This is a genomic window from Microbacterium aurantiacum (assembly GCF_040532595.1).
Taxonomy (GTDB): Bacteria; Actinomycetota; Actinomycetes; order Actinomycetales; family Microbacteriaceae; genus Microbacterium; species Microbacterium chocolatum_B.
Genome location: NZ_JBEVYX010000001.1, coordinates 1,280,895 through 1,300,417 on the forward strand (window position 1 = coordinate 1,280,895; position 19,523 = coordinate 1,300,417).

18 protein-coding genes and 1 tRNA gene are annotated in these 19,523 nt (G+C 69.6%); 4 read left to right on the top strand and 15 right to left on the bottom strand.

All coding sequences use genetic code 11. From position 1 onward, the window contains the following. Positions 1-40: 40 nt before the first annotated feature. From ABXJ56_RS06030 to dnaK, 6 genes are all read right to left on the bottom strand, one after another. Positions 41-1,009 carry a tripartite tricarboxylate transporter substrate binding protein gene (locus ABXJ56_RS06030; RefSeq protein ID WP_353998809.1) on the bottom strand — a complete coding sequence of 323 codons (969 nt, stop codon included), beginning with the start codon at positions 1,007-1,009 and terminating at the stop codon, positions 41-43. 78 nt (positions 1,010-1,087) lie between these two features. Continuing rightward, the gene (locus ABXJ56_RS06035) at positions 1,088-1,756 is read right to left on the bottom strand and encodes a GntR family transcriptional regulator (RefSeq protein WP_353998810.1); all 669 of its coding nucleotides are present in this window, start codon (positions 1,754-1,756) and stop codon (positions 1,088-1,090) included. Positions 1,757-1,834: 78 nt separating this feature from the next. Further along, positions 1,835-2,290, bottom strand: a complete 456-nt coding sequence (locus ABXJ56_RS06040) for a heat shock protein transcriptional repressor HspR (RefSeq protein ID WP_353998811.1) — start codon at positions 2,288-2,290, stop codon at positions 1,835-1,837. Positions 2,291-2,399: 109 nt separating this feature from the next. Then, positions 2,400-3,389, bottom strand: coding sequence for a DnaJ C-terminal domain-containing protein (locus tag ABXJ56_RS06045; protein ID WP_353998812.1), 990 nt, complete (start codon positions 3,387-3,389; stop codon positions 2,400-2,402). Positions 3,390-3,401: 12 nt separating this feature from the next. Beyond that, a complete protein-coding gene (locus ABXJ56_RS06050) occupies positions 3,402-4,031 on the bottom strand; it encodes a nucleotide exchange factor GrpE (RefSeq protein WP_353998813.1) in 630 nt (209 codons plus the stop codon). A gap of 2 nt (positions 4,032-4,033) precedes the next feature. Then, positions 4,034-5,902 (bottom strand): molecular chaperone DnaK, encoded by a 1,869-nt coding sequence (dnaK, locus tag ABXJ56_RS06055; protein ID WP_353998814.1) that lies wholly within the window; start codon positions 5,900-5,902, stop codon positions 4,034-4,036. Positions 5,903-6,232: 330 nt separating this feature from the next. On the opposite strand from dnaK, the gene ABXJ56_RS06060 reads away from it, so the two are divergent. Then, the gene (locus ABXJ56_RS06060; protein WP_353998815.1) at positions 6,233-7,594 is read left to right on the top strand and encodes an MFS transporter; all 1,362 of its coding nucleotides are present in this window, start codon (positions 6,233-6,235) and stop codon (positions 7,592-7,594) included. 3 nt (positions 7,595-7,597) lie between these two features. Here the strand turns inward: ABXJ56_RS06060 and ABXJ56_RS06065 are convergent, their stop codons facing one another. From ABXJ56_RS06065 to ABXJ56_RS06080, 4 genes are all read right to left on the bottom strand, one after another. Further along, entirely contained in the window at positions 7,598-9,337 is a 1,740-nt protein-coding gene (locus ABXJ56_RS06065) for a BCCT family transporter (RefSeq protein WP_353999974.1), read from the bottom strand. A 57-nt stretch (positions 9,338-9,394) separates the two neighbouring features. Beyond that, a complete protein-coding gene (locus ABXJ56_RS06070; RefSeq protein WP_353998816.1) occupies positions 9,395-9,559 on the bottom strand; it encodes a hypothetical protein in 165 nt (54 codons plus the stop codon). Between the two features lie 83 nt (positions 9,560-9,642). Further along, positions 9,643-10,248, bottom strand: coding sequence for a dCTP deaminase (gene dcd / locus ABXJ56_RS06075; protein WP_353998817.1), 606 nt, complete (start codon positions 10,246-10,248; stop codon positions 9,643-9,645). Further along, positions 10,235-11,317, bottom strand: a complete 1,083-nt coding sequence (locus ABXJ56_RS06080) for a DNA glycosylase AlkZ-like family protein (protein WP_353998818.1) — start codon at positions 11,315-11,317, stop codon at positions 10,235-10,237. The genes dcd and ABXJ56_RS06080 overlap by 14 nt, the downstream gene beginning before the upstream one ends. Before the next feature lie 143 nt (positions 11,318-11,460). Between ABXJ56_RS06080 and ABXJ56_RS06085 the strand changes: the two genes are divergently transcribed. Continuing rightward, positions 11,461-11,534 (top strand) — tRNA-Gly (locus tag ABXJ56_RS06085). Between the two features lie 33 nt (positions 11,535-11,567). Here the strand turns inward: ABXJ56_RS06085 and ABXJ56_RS06090 are convergent. From ABXJ56_RS06090 to ABXJ56_RS06100, 3 genes are all read right to left on the bottom strand, one after another. Next, the gene (locus ABXJ56_RS06090) at positions 11,568-13,070 is read right to left on the bottom strand and encodes an aldehyde dehydrogenase family protein (protein WP_353998819.1); all 1,503 of its coding nucleotides are present in this window, start codon (positions 13,068-13,070) and stop codon (positions 11,568-11,570) included. A 134-nt stretch (positions 13,071-13,204) separates the two neighbouring features. Continuing rightward, entirely contained in the window at positions 13,205-14,080 is an 876-nt protein-coding gene (locus ABXJ56_RS06095; protein ID WP_353998820.1) for an EamA family transporter, read from the bottom strand. Positions 14,081-14,084: 4 nt separating this feature from the next. After that, on the bottom strand, positions 14,085-15,350 hold the full coding sequence (locus ABXJ56_RS06100) for a serine hydrolase domain-containing protein (RefSeq protein ID WP_353998821.1): 1,266 nt from the start codon (positions 15,348-15,350) through the stop codon (positions 14,085-14,087). Positions 15,351-15,415: 65 nt separating this feature from the next. Here ABXJ56_RS06100 and ABXJ56_RS06105 point away from each other — a divergent pair, with 65 nt between their 5' ends. Further along, positions 15,416-15,739 carry a DUF2470 domain-containing protein gene (locus tag ABXJ56_RS06105; protein WP_353998822.1) on the top strand — a complete coding sequence of 108 codons (324 nt, stop codon included), beginning with the start codon at positions 15,416-15,418 and terminating at the stop codon, positions 15,737-15,739. Between the two features lie 35 nt (positions 15,740-15,774). Here ABXJ56_RS06105 and ABXJ56_RS06110 read toward each other — a convergent pair whose 3' ends face one another. Continuing rightward, positions 15,775-16,332 (bottom strand): GNAT family N-acetyltransferase, encoded by a 558-nt coding sequence (locus tag ABXJ56_RS06110; protein WP_353998823.1) that lies wholly within the window; start codon positions 16,330-16,332, stop codon positions 15,775-15,777. 14 nt (positions 16,333-16,346) lie between these two features. Further along, the gene (gene treS, locus ABXJ56_RS06115) at positions 16,347-18,692 is read right to left on the bottom strand and encodes a maltose alpha-D-glucosyltransferase (protein ID WP_435404959.1); all 2,346 of its coding nucleotides are present in this window, start codon (positions 18,690-18,692) and stop codon (positions 16,347-16,349) included. A 159-nt stretch (positions 18,693-18,851) separates the two neighbouring features. On the opposite strand from treS, the gene ABXJ56_RS06120 reads away from it, so the two are divergent. Beyond that, complete coding sequence (locus tag ABXJ56_RS06120) at positions 18,852-19,505, top strand: heme oxygenase (biliverdin-producing) (protein ID WP_353998824.1); 654 nt, start codon at positions 18,852-18,854, stop codon at positions 19,503-19,505. Positions 19,506-19,523 lie beyond the last annotated feature (18 nt).

Genomic DNA, 19,523 nt, shown 5'->3' on the forward strand with positions numbered 1-19,523 from the left:
GGAGGTGCTTCGGGGGCCGGGTCCGGCCCCCGAAGCGGGGTCAGCCCAGCAGGTCCTTGAAGAGCGCGAACTGCTCATCGACGAATGCCGTCCACTCCGTCGAGTCACGGTAGACGACGAGGTTCCCGGCGTCCTCCTGGAACGCCTGGTAGGACTCGGACTCCACTGCTTCCTTGACGGCGGACTCGAGGGTCGCCTTCACGTCCTCGGGGAGGTCCTTGGGCGCGTAGATGCCGCCCCATCCGCCGAAGATGACGTCGGCGCCGATCGCCTCTTCTGCCGTGGGGACGTCGGGCGCGTCAGGATGACGCTCATCGTTGAGCACGGCGAGGATGCGCACTGCCTCGCCCTGCGCCAGGGCCTCGCCGAGACCGGACACCGCGGCGTCTGTCTCGCCGGAGGCCGCCGCGGAAACGGCGGTGGCGCCACCGTCGTAGGGGACGGGAGTGAACGAGCCGCCGGATTCTGCCGCGAGCCCGAGCGTCGCCGCCTCCCAGATCGAACCCGCGCCCGAGTTCGCGACAGTGACGCTGCCATCCGATGCCGACGCCACGAGATCCTCCAGCGTCTGGATGTCGCTGTTCGCTCCGACCGTCACGACGCCGGGGGCAAGCATGATCTGCCCGAGCATGGAGTAGTTCTCGGGGAGCACATCGGCACCCTGGGTCGTGTTCAGCATCGCGATCTCGACCGGGGCGAAACCGATCACGTAGCCATCGGCGGGCTGTGCTGCGACGTACTCCATGGCGAGCGCGCCAGCCGCTCCGGGCATGTTCTCGGGAATGACACTGACCCCGAGGATGTCCTCGAGCTCGTTGGCGAGCGCCCTCGACGACAGGTCGGAACCGCCGCCGGGATTGGCCTGGATGATCAGGCGAAGATCCTTCTCGGGGAAGCTCGTCGCTGCGTCGCCGGACTCGTCGACCTTGGTGCAGGCCGACAACGCAACGGCGATGGTGACGATCGCGGCGGTGGTGCCGGCGAGGCGTGAGATGCGCGAACGGGGCATCGTTGCTCCTCTGGGTGCGTGGTCGACCCTGTTGTCGACGAAACCGACCGTATCAGTGTTGACTGTTAACAGTCAACACTATGCGCGCTGACGTGCCGCTATCTCATCCCGCATGCGTCCCGCCGCACCCTCCAGATGCTCGGCCATCACTGCGGACGCCGCATTCAAGTCTCCCGACCGCATCACCGAGTACAGCCGGTCGTGATCGGCGGCGGAGTCGTGCAGGTCCTCGTCGTGATTGATGGTCACATCCAGCAGAGCCGTGAAGGTCGGCAGGTACTGCTCCCACGCGGCCACCAGACGCGGATGGTCGGACAGCTGGTAGATCTGCGAGTGGAACTCGAGGTCGGCGGCGAGGAAGTCGGGGTGATCGCCGCGGTCGGCAGCGTCGAGCATCCTGCTCACCGCTTCGCGCACCGTGCGCCATCGCGTGTCGTCGACCACCCTCATGGCCCGTTGCACGGCCAGTTGCTCCAACGCGGCGCGCAGACTGTACAGCTGCTCGACATCGTCATCGGTGAGGCCGGTGATGTAGATGCCCCTGGGCTTGTGCACCTCGACGAGCTTCTCGAAGCTGAGCTGCGTGATGGCGTCGCGCACGGGGCCCCGGCTGACGCGGAACTCCTCGGCGAGACCCTCCTCGGTGAGCCTGTCCCCCCGCTGCAATTCGCCGCGCACGATGCGACGACGCAGGATATCCGCGATCTGTTGTCCGAGCGACGCTGCGCGTTGCACCGTGAGGGTCATCTTCGTCTCCTGTCGACTGTTAACAGAATACGCAGACAATGTCACGCTTCGTAAGCACCGCAGAGCGGCCTGACCCGCTCAGCCCTCGCGGCGCGGGTCCTCCTCGAGGGGCGCCGGGCGCGGGCGCCACACGACGAGCTCGGTGGCGCGGCGGACCCGCGCGCCGTGACGGAGGGTGACCACCGACCCGGACGGCCCGGCGGCGAAGACGCGGGCACCGGGGCGGGACTGGCGCTCGCGGTCGAGCTGCTGCTCGAGGTCGCGGACGCGGCGACGCAGGTCGTGCACCTGCTGCTCGAGCGAGATGAGGCGCGCGATCGCGGGAAGGCTCATGCCGTCCGCGGAAAGACGGGCGACCTCGCGAAGCTGCTCCACGTGGCGGAGCGAGTACCGACGCGACCCGCCCTGCGTGCGTGCGGGGACAACGAGACCGAGCCGATCGTACTGGCGGAGGGTCTGCGGATGCATGCCCGACAGCTCCGCGGCCACGGCGATCGCGAAGATCGGGGCCTCGTCGTCGATGTGGTCGGTCACGCCGCCTCCTTCGTGTCGGATCGGTCAGAACAGGGGATCCGGCGAGAACAGGACGATCGCGGCACAATCGTCCTGTTCTCGCCGGATCGCCTGCTGCGGAGCGGTCATCTCAGCCGCGCGCCTTGGCCATGAGGTCGGCGCGCGGGTTCTCCTTCGGCTCGAGCTCGTGGAACTTCTCCAGAGCCTCGCGGGCACGGTCGTCGAGGTGAGTGGGCACCGCCACCTGCACCTCGGCGAGAAGGTCGCCGTGACCCTTGGCGGTTTCCACCCCGCGCCCCTTGACGCGCAGCACCCGACCTGACGGGGTACCGGGCGCGACGCGGAGCTTCACCGGGTCGCCACCGAGCGTCGGCACCTCGATCGTGGCGCCGAGGGCGGCCTCGGTGAAGGTCACCGGCACCGTCACCCGCAGGTTCAGCCCGTCGCGCGTGAAGACGGGGTGCGGTCGCACGGTGACCGAGACGACGACGTCGCCGCTCTCGCCGCCGTCCGGCGACGGACGGCCGCGGCCGCGGAGCCGGATCTTCTGACCGTCCGAGACCCCCGCGGGGATCTTGACCTTGAACGGCTTGCCGTCCTCGCCCTGCAGCGAGATGGTCTCACCCTTTGTCGCGGTGACGAAGTCGATCGTCGTGCGCGCGGTCACATCGGCGCCCCGGGTGGGGCCCCCGTAGCCGCGAAACCCGCCCGTGGACTGCCCGAACCGGCCCGAGCCGAAGCCCGACCCGCCCTGGTTGAACATCGAGAAGATGTCCTCGAAGTCCTGCGTCTGGTAGCGACCGCCGCCGCGGCCCTGACCGAACTGGCTGAAGACGTCCTCGAATCCCCCCGCGCCCTGGCCACCCGCGGTGAAGCGGGCGCCCGACCCCATGGCGCGCATCTGGTCGTACTCCTCGCGCTGCTCGGGGTCGGAGAGCACGGCGTACGCCTCGCTGATCTCCTTGAACTTCGCCTCCGCCTTCGCATCCCCCTGGTTGGAGTCCGGGTGGTACGTGCGGGCGAGCTTGCGGTAGGTCTTCTTCAGGTCGGATGCCGTGACATCCTTGGCCACGCCGAGCGTGGCGTAGAAGTCCTTCTCGAACCAGTCCTGACTGGCCATGGATCCTCCGGTCTACTCCGCGGGAACGGCGACGACGACCTTGGCCGGTCGCAGTTCGACGGAACCCAGGCGGTAGCCGATCTCGACCACCTCGAGAATCGTCGCCTCGGTCGCACCGGGGGTCGGCGCCTGGAAGATCGCCTCGTGCTGCTGCGGGTCGAAGACCTCGCCGGCGGCACCGTACGTCTCAAGTCCCATCCGCTCAGCGACGCCCCGGAGCTTCTCGGCGATCGCAGCGAAGGGGGTCCCCTCGGTGAGGTCGCCGTGCTTGGCGGCGCGGTCGAGGTCGTCGAGCACGGGCAGGAGCCCCTTGGCGACGGATCCCTTGGCGCGGGCGATCTCGATCTCCCGCTGGTCCTCCGTGCGCCGACGGTAGTTGGCGTACTCGGCCTGCAGGCGCTTCAGGTCGCCGAGCAGCTGCGACTCGAGATCGGCGAGCACCGCGTCCTCCGCGGCGGCGTCCACGTTCTGGTCGGCGCCGAGGATGTCATCGACGGTGAGCTCGTCACCATCGAGGTCGCCCGGCACGCTCGTGGCGCCCGTGTCGTCGTCGTTCCGGCCCACCTGCGGGTCGGACCCGGAAGCCTGCGCTTCCGGGTCCTCGCCGCCGGGGACCTCGTTGTCGAAGTCCTTGTCCGTCATGATTACTTCTTCTCGTCCTCGTCGTCCACGACCTCGGCGTCCACGACATCCTCATCCGCGGTGGAGGAGGTGCCGTCGGCGGACTCGCCGGCCGGCGCGTCGCCCGCCTGCTCGCCCTGTGCCTGCGAGGCCTGGTAGATGGCTTCGCCGATCTTGCCCTGCGAGGCGTTGAGCGTGTCGAACGCGGTCTTCACGGCGTCGTCGTCGTCACCGGCGAGCGCGGTCTTCAGCGCGTCGACGTCGGCCTGGACCGACTCCTTGACGTCGGCGGGGAGCTTGTCCTCGTTCTCCTTGATGAGCTTGTCGATCGAGTACGCCAGGGTCTCGGCCTGGTTGCGGACCTCGGCGGCCTCGCGGCGCTTCTTGTCCTCGGCGGCGTGCTCCTCCGCCTCGCGGACCATGCGCTCGATGTCGTCCTTCGGCAGCGACGAACCGCCGGTGATCGTCATCGACTGCTCCTTGCCGGTGCCCTTGTCCTTCGCCGAGACGTGCACGATGCCGTTCGCGTCGATGTCGAAGGTGACCTCCACCTGCGGGATGCCGCGGGGGGCGGGGGCGATGCCGGTGAGCTCGAACGTCCCGAGCGGCTTGTTGTCGCGGGTGAACTCGCGCTCGCCCTGGAAGACCTGGATCGCGACCGACGGCTGGTTGTCGTCAGCGGTGGTGAAGGTCTCGCTCCGCTTGGTCGGGATGGCGGTGTTGCGCTCGATGAGCTTCGTCATGATGCCGCCCTTGGTCTCGATGCCGAGGCTCAGGGGGGTGACGTCGATGAGGAGGACGTCCTTGCGCTCGCCCTTGAGGACACCGGCCTGGAGGGCGGCGCCGACGGCGACGACCTCGTCCGGGTTCACGCCCTTGTTGGGCTCCTTGCCGGCTTCCTTCTTCACGAGCTCGGCGACGGCGGGCATGCGGGTCGATCCACCCACGAGCACGACGTGGTCGATGTCGCCGACCTTGATGCCGGCTTCGCGGATGACGTCCTCGAAGGGCTTCTTGGTGCGGTCGAGGAGGTCCTTGGTGAGGTCCTCGAACTTCGCCCGGGTGATGGTCTCGGACAGCGAGACCGGGCCGGAGTCGGTCAGCGACAGGTAGGGGAGGTTGACCGAGGTCGAGGTGGAGCTGGACAGCTCCTTCTTCGCCTGCTCGGCCGCTTCCTTCAGGCGCTGGAGCGCGATCTTGTCACCGGAGACGTCGACACCGGTGGTGTCCTTGAACTGCTTGATGAAGTAGTCCACCAGGCGCTGGTCCCAGTCGTCACCGCCGAGGCGGTTGTCACCCGAGGTCGAGCGCACCTGGATCGTGGAGAAGTCGTCGTCCTTGCCCACCTCGAGCAGCGAGACGTCGAACGTGCCGCCACCGAGGTCGAAGACGAGGATGAGCTCGTCCTCCTTGCCGCGGTCGAGACCGTAGGCGAGGGCGGCCGCGGTGGGCTCGTTGATGATGCGCAGGACGTTCAGGCCCGCGATCTCGCCGGCCTCCTTCGTCGCCTGGCGCTCGGCGTCGTTGAAGTACGCGGGGACGGTGATGACGGCATCCGTCACCGTGTCGCCGAGGTACTGCTCGGCGTCGCGCTTGAGCTTCTGGAGGATGCGCGCGGAGATCTCCTGCGGCGTCCACTTCTTGCCGTCGACGTCGAAGCCCCAGGTGGTGCCGATGTGGCGCTTCACACTCGAGACGGTGCGGTCGACGTTGGTGACGGCCTGGCGCTTGGCGGTCTCGCCGACGAGCACCTCGCCGTCCTTGGTGAAGGCGACCACCGAGGGGGTGGTCCGGAAGCCTTCGGCGTTGGCGATGACCTTCGGCTCGCCACCCTCGAGGACGCTCACGACGGAGTTCGTCGTTCCGAGGTCGATGCCCACAGCACGTGCCATGTGTTTCTCTCCTTCTGTGTGGACCCACGGGTCCGGGTTGATGGAAGTCCGCTCGCGTTCTCCGACCTCTTCCGAGGAACCTGAGTCGCGATGGCTCAACGTTACTCCCGCCCGTTCGGCATGTCAAATGAACTTGATATGAGTCGGCTCAACTTCAGCTGACCTGGTGCGCGCACCACGACGGGCGTTGCCACCCCGTGCAGGATCACGGTGATGTGCAGGATCACGGATGCCGCGGGCCAACCCGGTCCGTCATCGTGCGCATCTCCGCATCCGCGCGCGGGGCCCACGGTCTACCGCCCGTTCACCGGATCGCGCTAGCGTGCCGACATGAGTCACTCCGCGCCCGACGGTGAGCAGCCCTCCGTGAACACGCCGATCCTGTCGACCGCGGCGCTGCAGACCGAGGGCCTCGACGACACCCCCGTGCCGCGGAGGCAGGTCTTCTCCTGGGCGCTGTGGGACTGGGGGTCCGCGGCGTTCAATGCCGTGGTGACGACCTTCGTCTTCGCCGTCTACCTGACCAGCTCGAGTTTCGGGCCGGAGGGCACCGTCGAAGCTCAGCTCGGCTGGGCCCTTGCTGCGGCCGGTCTGCTGATCGCGCTCCTCGCCCCGATCACCGGTCAGCGCTCGGACACCTCTGGTCGCCGGAAACTGTGGCTGGCGGTCAACACCTACCTAGTGGTCGCGCTCACCGCGGCGATGTTCTTCGTCCGCCCCGACCCGTCCTTCCTCTGGCTGGGCCTCTTCCTGCTCGCGGCGGGCAACGTGTTCTTCGAGTTCGCCGGAGTCAACTACAACGCGATGCTCTCGCAGGTGTCCACGCCGCGTTCGATCGGGCGGGTCAGCGGCTTCGGCTGGGGCATGGGATACATCGGCGGCATCGTGCTGCTCCTCATCGTCTACTTCGGCTTCATCCAGGGCCTCTTCGGCGTCCCCGACGAGGACGGCCTCCCGGTGCGTATCGCGATGATCGTGTCGGCCGCATGGTTCGGTCTGTTCGCCATTCCGGTCCTGTTCGCCGTGCCCGAGTACCGCGGTGCCGGTGCGCGCCGCGAGAAGGTGGGATTCTTCGCGTCCTACGCGCGGCTCGGGCGCGATGTCGCGCGCCTCTGGCGCGAGTCGCGCCCGACCGTCTGGTTCCTCCTCGCGAGCGCCGTCTTCCGCGACGGGCTCGCGGGCGTCTTCACGTTCGGCGGCGTGCTCGCGGCATCCGTCTTCGGGTTCTCGCCGGGCGAGGTGATCATCTTCGCCATCGCGGCGAACGTCGTCGCGGGAATCTCGACGATCGCCGTCGGCGCGCTCGATGACCGGCTCGGCGCGAAGCCCGTCATCGTGGCGGCGCTCACGGGACTGGTGATCTCCGGGCTCCTGGTGTTCTTCCTGCGGGACGGCGGACAGATCGTCTTCTGGACCGCCGGACTCGCACTCACCCTCTTCGTCGGGCCGGCGCAGTCGGCATCGCGTACGTTCCTCGCCCGCATCATCCCGCCGGGCCGGGAGGGCGAGGTGTTCGGACTCTACGCCACCACCGGCCGCGCCGTGTCGTTCCTCGCCCCGACGATGTTCGCCCTCTTCGTCACCATTGGCGGCGCGGCGGCCTTCGGCATCCTGGGCATCGTGCTGGTGCTGCTGCTCGGCCTCGTGATGCTTCTGCCCGTGCGCGCCGCGCAGGAGCGCCTGAAGGACTGAGCGCTACTTCGGGGCCCGCGACCGACGCAGCCACGACGGGAAGCGCAGGCCCGACTCGTTCGGCGACTCGACCTCGAGGCCGTAGTGGTCGCCGATCTCATCGACGAACTGCCGCCGACGTGCGCGCTCGTACAGCCTGCGCTCGCGCTGGAAGGCGATGATCGTCGACCAGCACATCAGCAGCATCACGACGCTGAACGGCAGGGCGATGAGGATCGCCGCGGTCTGCAACGCGTTGAGCCCACCGGCGATGAGCAGCGCGACCGCGAGGATGGCCGTGGCGAAGGTGAAGAGCGTGCGGACCGGCCGCGACGGCTCGGGGTTGCCGCCCGTGGCGAGCATGCCCATCACGAGGGCGCCGGAGTCGGCCGAGGTGACGAAGAAGATCGCCACCAGGACGATCGCCCCGATCGTGAGCGCGAGCGTGCCGGGGAGGTAGGTGAACAGCTCGAACAGGCTGCCCTCGACATCCACCTCGCCGCCGGGGGTCGGTGCCCCGGGCTGGTCCATCTCGATCTTGATCGCCGATCCGCCGAGGACGGCGAACCAGAGGATGCCGACGAGGGTGGGGACGATGAGGACGCCCATGACGAACTGACGGACGGTGCGCCCGCGGCTGACGCGCGCGATGAAGACCCCGACGAAGGGTGCCCACGAGATCCACCAGCCCCAGTAGAACGCCGTCCAGGCGGCCTGCCACTCCTGGCCCGCCTCCCCCTGGAACGCGCTCACCGAGAAGCTGAGGCCGATGAAGTTCTGCAGGTAGGCGCCGATCGACTGCACCCACTCGCGCAGGAGGTAGGTCGTGTCGCCCGCGATGAGGATGAAGAGGAGCAGGATGCCGGCGAGGATCAGGTTCGCGGTGGAGAGCCACTTCATGCCGCGGGTGAGCCCCGAGAGCACTGAGCCGAGCACGGCCACGGTGACGACGGTGATGATCGCGATGTGGACGACGAGGCTGGGTTCGTCGATGATGCCCGCGGCGCTGAGGCCCGCACCGATCTGGAGCACACCGAGGCCGAGGGAGGTCGCGACGCCGAAGAGCGTGCCGACGAGGGCCACGGTGTCGATCGTGTTGCCCCAGCCGCCCTTGACCCGGCGGCCGATGAGGGGCTCGAGGGCGTAGCGGATCGACAGGGGGCGTCCGCGGCGGTGGATCGCGTACGCGAGAGCGAGGCCCACCACGACGTAGATCGCCCACGCGTGCACACCCCAGTGCAGGTAGGTCTGCGTGAGCGCCAACTGCGCGAGCTGAGCGGGGGTGCCCTCGACACCGGGCTTCGGGTCGACGTAGTGGCTGAGCGGCTCGCTGACGCCGTAGAAGACCAGGCCGATGCCCATGCCCGCGGCGAAGAGGAGAGACACCCAGCTGAGGAAGGAGAACTCCGGCTCCTCGTCATCCCGCCCGAGTTTGATGTCGCCGTAGCGGCTGAAGCCGATGAACAGCGCGAACACGACGAAGAACGCCGCGATGAGGACGTAGTACCAGCTGAAGGTGTTGACCACGACCGTCTGGATCGCGCCGAACGCCGCCTCCGCGGCCGCCGGGAAGCTGATCGCGAAGGCGCTGAAGATCGCGACGACGATCGCAGCCGGCCAGATCACCCACGGGGTGGCGCGGGCGCGGGGACCGGAGGTCGCGACCTCGGCAGGGATGACGGGGTCGGCGACGTCGGCGTCAAGATCGGCTGCCGTTGCTCCCTCGGGGGATGGATCGGCAGCCGCCGATTGGTCGGCGGGCATGTCGGACGTCGGATCGTGCGTCTGGCTGCTCACCGCACCAGAGTAGCCGGGGGCCGTCTACGCGCGATTGCGACCCGTGATCGAGCGCAGCAGCCACGCGATGACGCCGATGACGACGATCACGATTCCGAGCCACAGCAGGAACTTCACCGCCTCGACGAACAGACCCAGGAGGAGGAGCACGATACCGACGACGATGATGAGGATGAAGAGTGCGGGCATGCCCTCATCCTTCGCCTCGCCTCGGCCGCGAGCAACGGCTTGACTAGTCAGCGCGGGTTGAGTACTCGCGCGGGGCGTCAGTCTCAGGCCCCGCGGGATCCGGCATCCGTCTCGCCGACGTCGGTGCGGTGGAAGTTCTGCGCCGAGCGGGAGGCGGTCGGTCCGCGCTGGCCCTGATAGCGGTTGCCGTAGGGGCCGGAGCCGTAGGGGTTCTCGGCCGGAGAGGAGAGCCGGAAGAAGCAGAGCTGACCGATCTTCATCCCCGGCCAGAGGGTGATCGGGAGGGTCGCGACGTTGGAGAGCTCGAGGGTGACGTGCCCGGAGAAGCCCGGGTCGATGAAGCCCGCGGTCGAGTGCGTGAGGAGCCCGAGACGTCCGAGCGAGGACTTGCCCTCCAGGCGCGCCGCGACGTCGTCGGGGAGGCTCACCTGCTCGAAGGTGGACCCGAGGGCGAACTCGCCGGGATGCAGGACGAAGGGCTCGCTCGGGTCGACCTCGATGAGCCGGGTGAGGTCCGGCTGATCCTGCGCGGGATCGATGAAGGGGTACTTGTGGTTGTCGAACAGCCGGAAGTAGCGGTCGAGCCGCACGTCCACGCTCGAGGGCTGAACCATCTGCGCATCCCACGGGGACAGGCCGATGCGCCCGGACTCGACTTCGAGGCGGATGTCGCGATCACTCAGCAGCACGGGGCCAGCCTACGCCGAGCCAGTCGGCGAGCTCGCGGATCTCGGCATCCACCATCGCGCGCTCCTCGTCGTCGAACGGGAGGAGCTCGTGGACGGCGGTCACAACGAGGTTCTCCTTCTTCTTGTCGAGCTGCGCGTCGAGAAGTCCGACGAAGCGGTCGCCGATCAGGATCGGATGCGCGAAGGCGCCGTACAGCCGCTCGGCCTTCGGCTTGAACTGCTCGGAGATGTAGGCGAAGTCGAACAGCTCCGCCAGGCGTGGGCGGTCGAAGAGCACGCGGTCGTAGGGGTTCAGGATCGCCGCGCGACCGCCGGGATCGTCGTCGAGGGCGGCGAGCGCGGCCGGATCGACCCGCCACTTCCATCCGCTTCCCTCGACCTCGGCGGGTTCGCCGGCGTCACCGACGCGCGTCCACGCCGATCTCTGTCGCGCGATGCCGTGCGCCTGCAGGCGCCGCTCGGCGAGGATCCGCTCGGCCTCGTCGGGCGCGATCTCGGGGAGGTCGCGCGGCCACACGCGCTCGGGGACGTCCCACACGCGCTGTCGGCCCTGCCGCCCGGCGACGGCGACCTCGCCGCACACGGCCAGGAGCTCCAGCATCCGCGGCACCTGATTCGACCCGTACCACCCGCTCTCGTTGTTCGCCTGGACGACGCTGGTGTCGGGGATGGCGGCGGCGGTGAGCGGACCTTCGGAGGTGAGACGGGCGAGGATGTCGCGCCGGAACGCGGCGTTCGCCTCGACGTACTGGGCGGCGGCGGATCGGAGGGTGCGGTGACGCATGAGACTCACCAGCGCCGGAAGGAGGCTCGCGGCGTGGAAGGACCCGTCGAACTCGAAGATCGTGCGATCGGATTCGACCGCCTTTCGCAGGTGCCCCGGCTCATACGCCCAGCCGATGCGCGACCACGGCAGGAACTGCTCGGCGGGGGCGATCAGCGCGGTCGGATCGATCTTGATGGACCCGAGCTGCTCGACCACCTCCACAATGTCGGCCGGGCGCTCGGCATCCAGCAGCTGCGCGCGCACGGCGAGGCGGCGTGCGTCGTCTCTGCTCAGGCGGTGCATGCGGGCGAGGTTACTCCCGGGTGGAGACACCGCCGGACGCGCGACGTCGATCTCGACGTGTGGGAGCGGGGGCGATCCACCCCCGTTCTGACGCCCTGTTATGCTTGCCACGCGCTGCATCGGTTCGCCGATGACGCTCTGTCGGGGATGTAGTTCAATGGCAGAACATCAGCTTCCCAAGCTGAGAGCGCGGGTTCGATTCCCGTCATCCCCTCCACGGCTCACGATGGCACCGAAGGTGCTGGCGTGCTCAGCTCCTCCCCCGCCCGGACACCCGACGGCGCGCCGACAGGGCCACCCGCTCCAGCATCCGGTCGGGTGAGATCCCCCGCTTCTGCGTGAACGGCGGATTGAGCGCCTCCCCCATGGAGATGCCGAGCCGCGTGCGCACGGTCGAGCGCGCGTGGGTGAACGTGTCGAAGCCGGCGCGGCCGTGGTACGCGCCCGAACCGCTCTGTCCGACGCCGCCGAAGGGCAGTCCCGGCACCGCGACATGCAGGGCGATGTCGTCGACGGTCATGCCTCCGTACCGCGTCCGGGCGGTGAACTCGGCGAAGTCCTCCCCGCGCGGCCCGAACCAGTAGGCCGCGAGCGGCGACGGGCGCCCTGCGACGTCCTCGACGACCTCCCGCGTCGTCCGGTAGGTGCGCATCATCAGCACCGGACCGAAGATCTCCTCCGAGTCGATGTCCATCTCCGCCGTCACCCCCGTGACGACGACCGGAGGGATGCGGCGCGACGCGGCATCCGGCATCGCACCGGGTACGGCCTCGTGCACCTCGGCGCCCTTCGCGCGGGCATCCTCGACCAGCGCGCTCACGCGTGCGAAGTTCGCGTCGTTCACGATCGAGACCGGCCCGTCCTCGGACTCCCAGATCTCCCGCCCGCGGCGCAGCGCCCGCGCGAGGAACTGCTCCTGTACCGGTTCGGGCACGTAGACCACCTCCGGACACAGGCAGACCTGCCCTCCGTTCATGAGACGCCCGGCCATCGTCTTCTCGGCCGCGATGGCCACGTCCGCGCCCTCGGCGACGACGACGGGGTTCTTGCCGCCGAGCTCGAGCGTCACCGGCACGAGGTTCTTCCCCGCCGCCTCCGCGACGAGCGCTCCGACCTTGGGCGACCCGGTGAAGAACAGGTGGTCGAAGGCGAGCCCGCTGAACGTCGCTCCCGCCGCGGACCCGCCGGTGACGACGATCAGCTCATCGGGTCCGAAGTACTCGGTGACCTTGGCGGCGAACAGAGCCCCGGTGCGGGGCGTGATCTCGGAGAACTTCACCATCACGCGATTGCCCCCGGCGATGGCCGCCGCCGCCGGCTGCGCCACGAGACCGAGCGGGAAGTTCCAGGGACCGATGACGCCGACCACACCGAGCGGCACGCGCTCGACCTTCGCCGCGAGCCCGAAAGGGCGAAGCGCGGCGAGCGGCCGCTTCGGACGCGACCAGGCTCCGAGGCGGCGCCGGATGATCTCGATGTCCAGCAGGATGCCGGTGATGTCGGTCAGCGTGCTGACGGACGCCGGTCGGTGGCCGAAGTCCGCATCCATCGCCTCGCCGAACTCCTGCGCGTTCTCGGTCAGCAGCAGAATGAGCCGGTCGAGCCGGTCACGCCGCACCGCGAGCGACGGCGGCCCCTCGGCGAGGAAGGCCCGGCGCTGCCGCGCGAACGCGCCGGCGATCTCGTCCGACGACCACTCGCGGGCCCGCACACTCTCGTCCGGTCGGGCCTGGGTCTGGGGGACGTCGCTCATGGTGCTCCTCCACGTCGATCCGCTCGCGCCGGGGGACGCGCGCTCCCTCGATTCTCCCCGACCCACGGATGCCGGGCCGCGCGTACGCGGAGGCCGACCCGTCAGCGCCGGCGCTCCAGCACCCCCGCCAGCGCTCACGGCAGCGGTTCGGCCGCCTCCCGTGCCGCGCGGGCGGAGGCTCGCACCGCACCGATGCTGGCGCCGATGACGAGGGCGATGCCCACCAGCTCCCAGGGGGACAGCTCCTGACCGAGGAGCACGAAGCCGGCGAGCGCGGCCGTCGCCGGCGCGAGGCTCATGAGGATCGCGAACGCGGCGGCCGGCAGACGCCGGAGCGCGACGAGCTCCAGCGCGTAGGGGATGGTCGAGGACAGCACCGCGACCGCCGCACCGAGCGCGACGAGGTCCCACCGCAGCAGCGCGGACCCGGCATCCAGGATGCCGAAGGGGAGCGCGATCGCCGCACCGACGAGCATCGCCCACGCGAGTCCGTCGAGGCGCGGGAATGCTCTCCCCACCCGCGCGGACGCCAGGATGTAGAACGCCCAACTGGCCGCGGCCCCCAGAGCGAAGAGGACCCCGATCGGATCCAGACGATCCCAGCCGCCGCCGGCGAGCGCGACGACTCCGACGAGCGCCAAGAGCGCCCACAGCCACGCCGACGCGCGCCTGCTCGCCACGATCGACAGCACGAGCGGACCCAGCACCTCGATCGTGACGGTGATCCCGAGCGGCAGGCGCTCCAGCGCGAGATAGAACAGACCGTTCATGGTCGCCAGGACCAGACCGAACCCGGCCACGGCGAGCCAGTCCCGCCGGCCGTACCCGCGGAAGGCCGGCCGGGCGATGGCGAGGAGGAGTGCGGCGGAGAACACCAACCGCAGCATCACCATGCCGAGCGGACCGACCTCGGGGAAGAGGAGGACGGCGAGGGAGGCCCCGATCTCCTGGCAGGACAGGCCGATGACGACGAAGAGGACCGCGGGAGCGGCGCTCCGAGGCCCTCTCACCGCATCACGAGATGGGCTCGGCGCAGATTGCGCGCTCGCTGATCTCCTGGCGGTACTGCTCGGGCGTCCAGGGGAGGCCGGCGGCGGGAGCCGTCTGGCCGGCGGCCGCCGGAGCCTTCGAGGCGATCGCGGCGAGCTCCCACGCCAGTCGCGCACCGAAGCCCGATCCGCCCGCGGACTGGTTGAGGACGAGCGCGACGGTCAGTCCGGACTCGGGGTCGGAGTACGCCGCAGTGGTGTACCCGGGGAACACACCGTGCTGGCCGATGAGGGAGCCGGCCTGGAAAACGCCACCTCCGATCGTCAGCCACGAAGGCGACGAACCGGTCTCGGGCAGCGCGCCCTCCAGGCGCTCCTCGGCGGAGACCAGGGTGCTCGTGGCGAGCGACTGCGCATAGCGTCCGAGGTCGGTGATGTCGGTCGTCACGCCGGCGTCGGTGAAGCCGGTCGTGCGGGAGAGATCAGTGATGTCGAGGGAGTCGAGGCAGTTCCGACGATCTCCGTCCTGCGGGGCGAAGAGCCCGGTGAGAACGGGGATCTCGGGGTCCGGGGCACCGAAGGTGGTTGCTGTGAGGTCCAGCGGGTCGGCAACGTACTCCTCGACGAGCGTCCCCGCGCTCTTCCCGGTCGCGCGCTCGAGAGCGAGACCCAGCAGGAGGTACCCGGCATCCGAATCGCGGTACTGCGCACCGGGCTCGGCGGTGCGCTCCTGGCCGAGGCCGAAGGCCGCCAGCTCGCGCGGCGCCCAGCGGCGGTCGGGGTTGTCGAGCCACATGCGCAGCAGCTGCGATGAGTACGAGCCGATGCCCGACGTTCCGTCGCACAGCTGATCCAGCGTGATGCCCTCGAGGTCGGGCACAGCCGCGACGTACTCGGTGATGGAGTCGTCGAGGTCGACCAGCCCCTCGTCGGCGATCTGATACAGGATGTCGCAGGTCATCGACCGCGTCGACTTCGCCGCGGCGAACTGCATGTCCGTCGTGACCTCGCCTCCGCCGCCCGGTGTCTGCGTGCCGACCCCTGACACCCACGAGCCGCTCCACGGCGCCCAGACGCCGACGATCGCACCGGATGCACCGGCGGCCGACATGGCGTTCGCGACAGCGGCCTCGAGCTGCTCCTGGGTCTCCGCGGGGAATGCACCCTCGACCTGCGGCGGCACATCGATCGAGACGCTGCGATCGGGAGTGCAGGCCGCGAGCGACAGCACCATGCCGACGACCGCCGCAGCCGCGACGACGCCCCGGCGCACGCTGAATCGACCGTGCATCCTCACCCCCAGCTGATCGTGACTTGCATTCAAACACACCCGCCCGAGATCCCTATGGTTGAGGGATGAGTCATCGCTTCGACGACGCCGCGCGAGCGGGCGTTCTCGGCCACATGAACGGCGACCACGCTGACGACAATCTTCTCATCGCCCGGGCCCACGCGCCCGCGGACATCGAGCCCGCCGACATCGTCGGATCGGTCATGACCGACCTCGACGGCGACACCGGCACATGGCGGGCGACGCTCGTCGGCGGCCGCGAGATCGACGTCACCGTCCCGTGGCCCGGCGCCCCGATCAGCGAGCGCCCGCACCTCCGCCGCGAGATCGTCGCGCTCTACGACGAGTCCTGCCGGCGCCTGGGCATCGAGCCACGCCCGCACGACTGAGCAGCGCGGCTCTCGTCCGGATAGCGCGGCGCCCTTCAGCCCGCGGAAGGCCACCCGGGCTTCTCCACCCGGTCCGCGCCGCGGAGGAGCTCCCCCGTCCACGCCCGGGTGATCGCCCCGTCGCGCGCGCGGATCATGCCGTCCTGCTCGCCGGTGTAGCGGAAACCGGCTTTGGCGGCCACGCGCATCGACGCGGTGTTGCCCACCACGCACTCCCACCGCATCCGCTCGAGGTCCGCGCGGGCGAAGACCTCGTCGATGACCGCGCCGAGCGCTTCCGGGAGGATGCCGCGCCCGCGGTGCGGGGCGCCGAGCCAGAAGCCGACCATGCCGCTCGGCATCCGCACGCCGATGACCCCGAGCAGGGGCCCGCCGACGGACTCGCGGATCGCCCACGTCCACTCCTCGCCGCGCAGCCAGCCCTTCGGCACGAACTCCGCGACGAACCCGACGGCGTCCTCGCGGCGGTAGGGCCACGGGATCGACAGGTACTCCTCGAACAGCGGATCGACGCAGTAGCGTGCGATGTCGTCGATGTCGCCGGGCAGGGGCTGATCCAGCACCAGCCGTGCCGTCCGGATCTCGAACGGCACCGTTCCCCGCGAGGTCACCCGGCCGCCCGGGGGATGATCGGCATGGTGCGGGTCACGGGGTGCGCGTCGTCCTCGGGGTCGGGGTCGGCGAGGAGGAAGAACCGCCCCTGGTACGGGCCCAGGTGCAGCGGGAAGCTCTGCAGATCGTCCACACGGGCCACGGCTTCGCCGGTCTCGGCATCCGTCACTCCGCTCCGCGGCACGAGGCACTCCGACCGCACCGTCGCATCGATGCTCTCGCCGGAGAAGTTCAGCACCGTCAGCTGGAGCGGTGCATCCTCGATCCGCCGGTCGCCTCCGTCGAGGCGGTGAACCAGCACGAGCATGCTCGGGTGCCCGACCGACGGCACATCGATCTGCGACGCCGTGGCGATCCCGTGCTCGCGACGCACGCGCAGCAGAGATCGAAGTCCGCTCGCGAACGACCGCGGATCCTTCAGCTGGGTCGGGAGCGGCCCGTACAGCGACCGCGCGCGCGGCATGCCGGCCGCCGACCGCGTCGCCTCCGGTGCGACGTCGAGCAGATCGTGCGCACCCCGCTCGATCCAGCGCGTGTCCCCCGAGGCGATGAGGGAGCGCACGTCGTCCGCGGGGAGCGTCAGCGCACCCGTCAGGTCCCAGCCCGACAGAGCGAAGACCCCCGGCTGCCACGCGTTGTACTTCGCCAGCAGCAGGTGCGCATCACGGATGCCGGGCACATCGGCGTCCGTGATGTCCTCCAGCCGGGGCTTCCCCTGGGTCGCGGCGATGAGCGACGCGGTCGTGCAGGCGATCCCGTTCTGGGTGAAGGGCAGGTTGTAGTCGGCGGCGACCGTGAGCACCTCGGTGAGCTCCGCGCGGATGAGCGCGGCGAGGTCGTGCCCCGAGATCTCGCCGTGCCGGAACGGGTACACGTCGTCGCGGTGCGTGGTCGCCCAGTGCACGAGCTCGTAGGTCAGCTCGTCGTGGTTCTGCATCCCGTGCACGAGCTGCGCGGGCTCGACCCCGGTCTCTAGCGAGGTCGTCAGCGCCAGCCGCAGGAACTCCGTGTCGGCGGTGGCGAGGGCGTGGTGGTAGGCCGGCCGCGTCACGAAGTCGTACGACAGGTCGGCGCCGACCGCCGCGGTGTCGCGGATGTCCTCCATCGTGAGGTTGAGCTCCTGGAAGGTGAAGCCTCCGACCTTGCGGACCATGCCGGCGATGATGTGGTTCGCCGCCTGGGAGAGCGGATGCCCCTCCGACCAGGCCGGGAGTCCTTCCGCGCTCTTCTCCACACCGAGGAAGCCGTTGGCGTCGAGTCGCAGCGCGCTCGTCCCGAGGTCGCCGAGCGAGTGCAGCGCGTCGCCGATCACGAGACGCATGCCGGCGAACGTGGGGTCGAGCCAGTTGATCGAGGGCTGTCCCTCCTTGAAGTAGTGCAGGTACACCCACCGGCGCTCGACACCGTCGGTTCCGGTGACCGGCGCCGTCGCGCTCCAGTTCGTCTCCTTCACCCCCGGCGTGTAGAAGATGACCCGCTGGAGCTCGCCGATGATGTAGCCGCGCGCACTCAGCTCGCGCTCGCGCTCGGCATCGAGGTTGATCGAGTCGCGCCCCTCCGGCACGTCGGGGAGGAGGTTCCAGTCCTCGGGCTGGATCTCCACCATGTGGTAGATCCCCGGGTAGTCCTTATAGGCCATCTCGGCCAGACGGAAGTCGGCTCCCTTCCCGGTGTGTCCCGGGACGATGTCGTCGATGACGCTTCCGCCGTGCGACTCGGCCACGTCGGCGAGGCGACGGAAGGCCGTCTCGTCGCCGAACTCCGGGTCGATCTGCGTGCTGATGCGGTCGAAGTGGCCGTCGACGCTCGGGGTCTGCTGCCAGTCCGTGATGCCGCCGGCACGCTTGACCGGACCGGTGTGGATGCCGGTGATCCCGATGCGCTCGAACGTGCGCCACAGGGCGTCCTCGCCCAGCGCCTGGAGGAAGGACTCCCCAGGCCGCGTGATGAGCGAGATCGGGTACGCGGTGAACCAGACGTCGGTGGTCTCGATCGCGCGACGGGCGTCCGGGCGCGCGTAGGGGTTCCGCCACATGGACGGCTGGCCGGACAGCTGGCGGCCGAGGACGTCGGCGTCCTTCAGCATCGACTGCCGCACGAGCCACTCGACGTACGCGGGGTTGGTGCCGTTGGCCGTCCGCGGGTCCGACGCGAAGCGGCGGAGGCTCCCGCCGCGCATCTGATCGCGCGGTCGGAGGCGGCGCGGACGCGCGGGATAGCGCTGCTCGTCGTAGCTTATCTCCGCCGGGTCGTGCTCGATCGGCTCCTGCTCGCCCTGCGCTCCCTCGCTCAGTGCGCGCTCACCCTGTGCGGTCGTCTCGTGTGCGGCCTGCTCGTCCACCCGGCATCCGTTCTCCCGGCTCGTCCGGCGCGGGTGACAGCGACGCTACCCGCCCGCCGCGCCCAGGAGAAGACGCTTGACCCTCCCGGGCGCGGCGGGTATCGACAGCCCGGCGATCGCCTCTAGGTTAGGTGACCCTAAGTCGCTAGGATGGGGCGCATGAGCGACCCGACTCCGTTCTCCATCGCCCTGCGCGAGCGCTCCAGCGGCGCGCACTCCACGAGCGAGCACGCCGGCTTCATGGCCGACCTGATGAAGGGCGAGGGCACCCGCGAGGACTACATCGCCCTCGTCGCCCAGCACTGGTTCATCTACGAGGCCCTCGAGGCCGCGGCAGACCGCATGCGCGACGACCCGGTCGCCGCACCGTTCATCACCGACAAGCTCACGCGCCTCCCGGCCCTGGAGGCCGACCTCGCCTACCTCCTCGGCCCGGACTGGCGCGGGCAGATCGCCCCGCTGCCCACCACCCAGCGGTACGTCGAGCGCATCGCCCAGGTCGGGACGACGTGGCCGGGCGGCTTCGTCGCGCACCACTACACGCGCTACCTCGGCGACCTCTCGGGCGGTCAGTTCATCGGCCGCCTCATGGCGCGCCGCTTCGGCTTCGACACCAACGGCATCGGCTTCTACGTCTTCGACGACATCGCCGACCCGAAGGCCTTCAAGGAGGTCTATCGCGAGCAGTTGGATGCCGCCCCCTGGGACGCCGACGAGCAGGCCCGGGTGATCGACGAGGTGCTGCTGGCGTATCAGTTCAACACCGACCTGTTCGACGACCTCGCCGCCGCAAAAGCCGTGGCGGTCGCCTGAACCCCCGTCCCGCCTGAG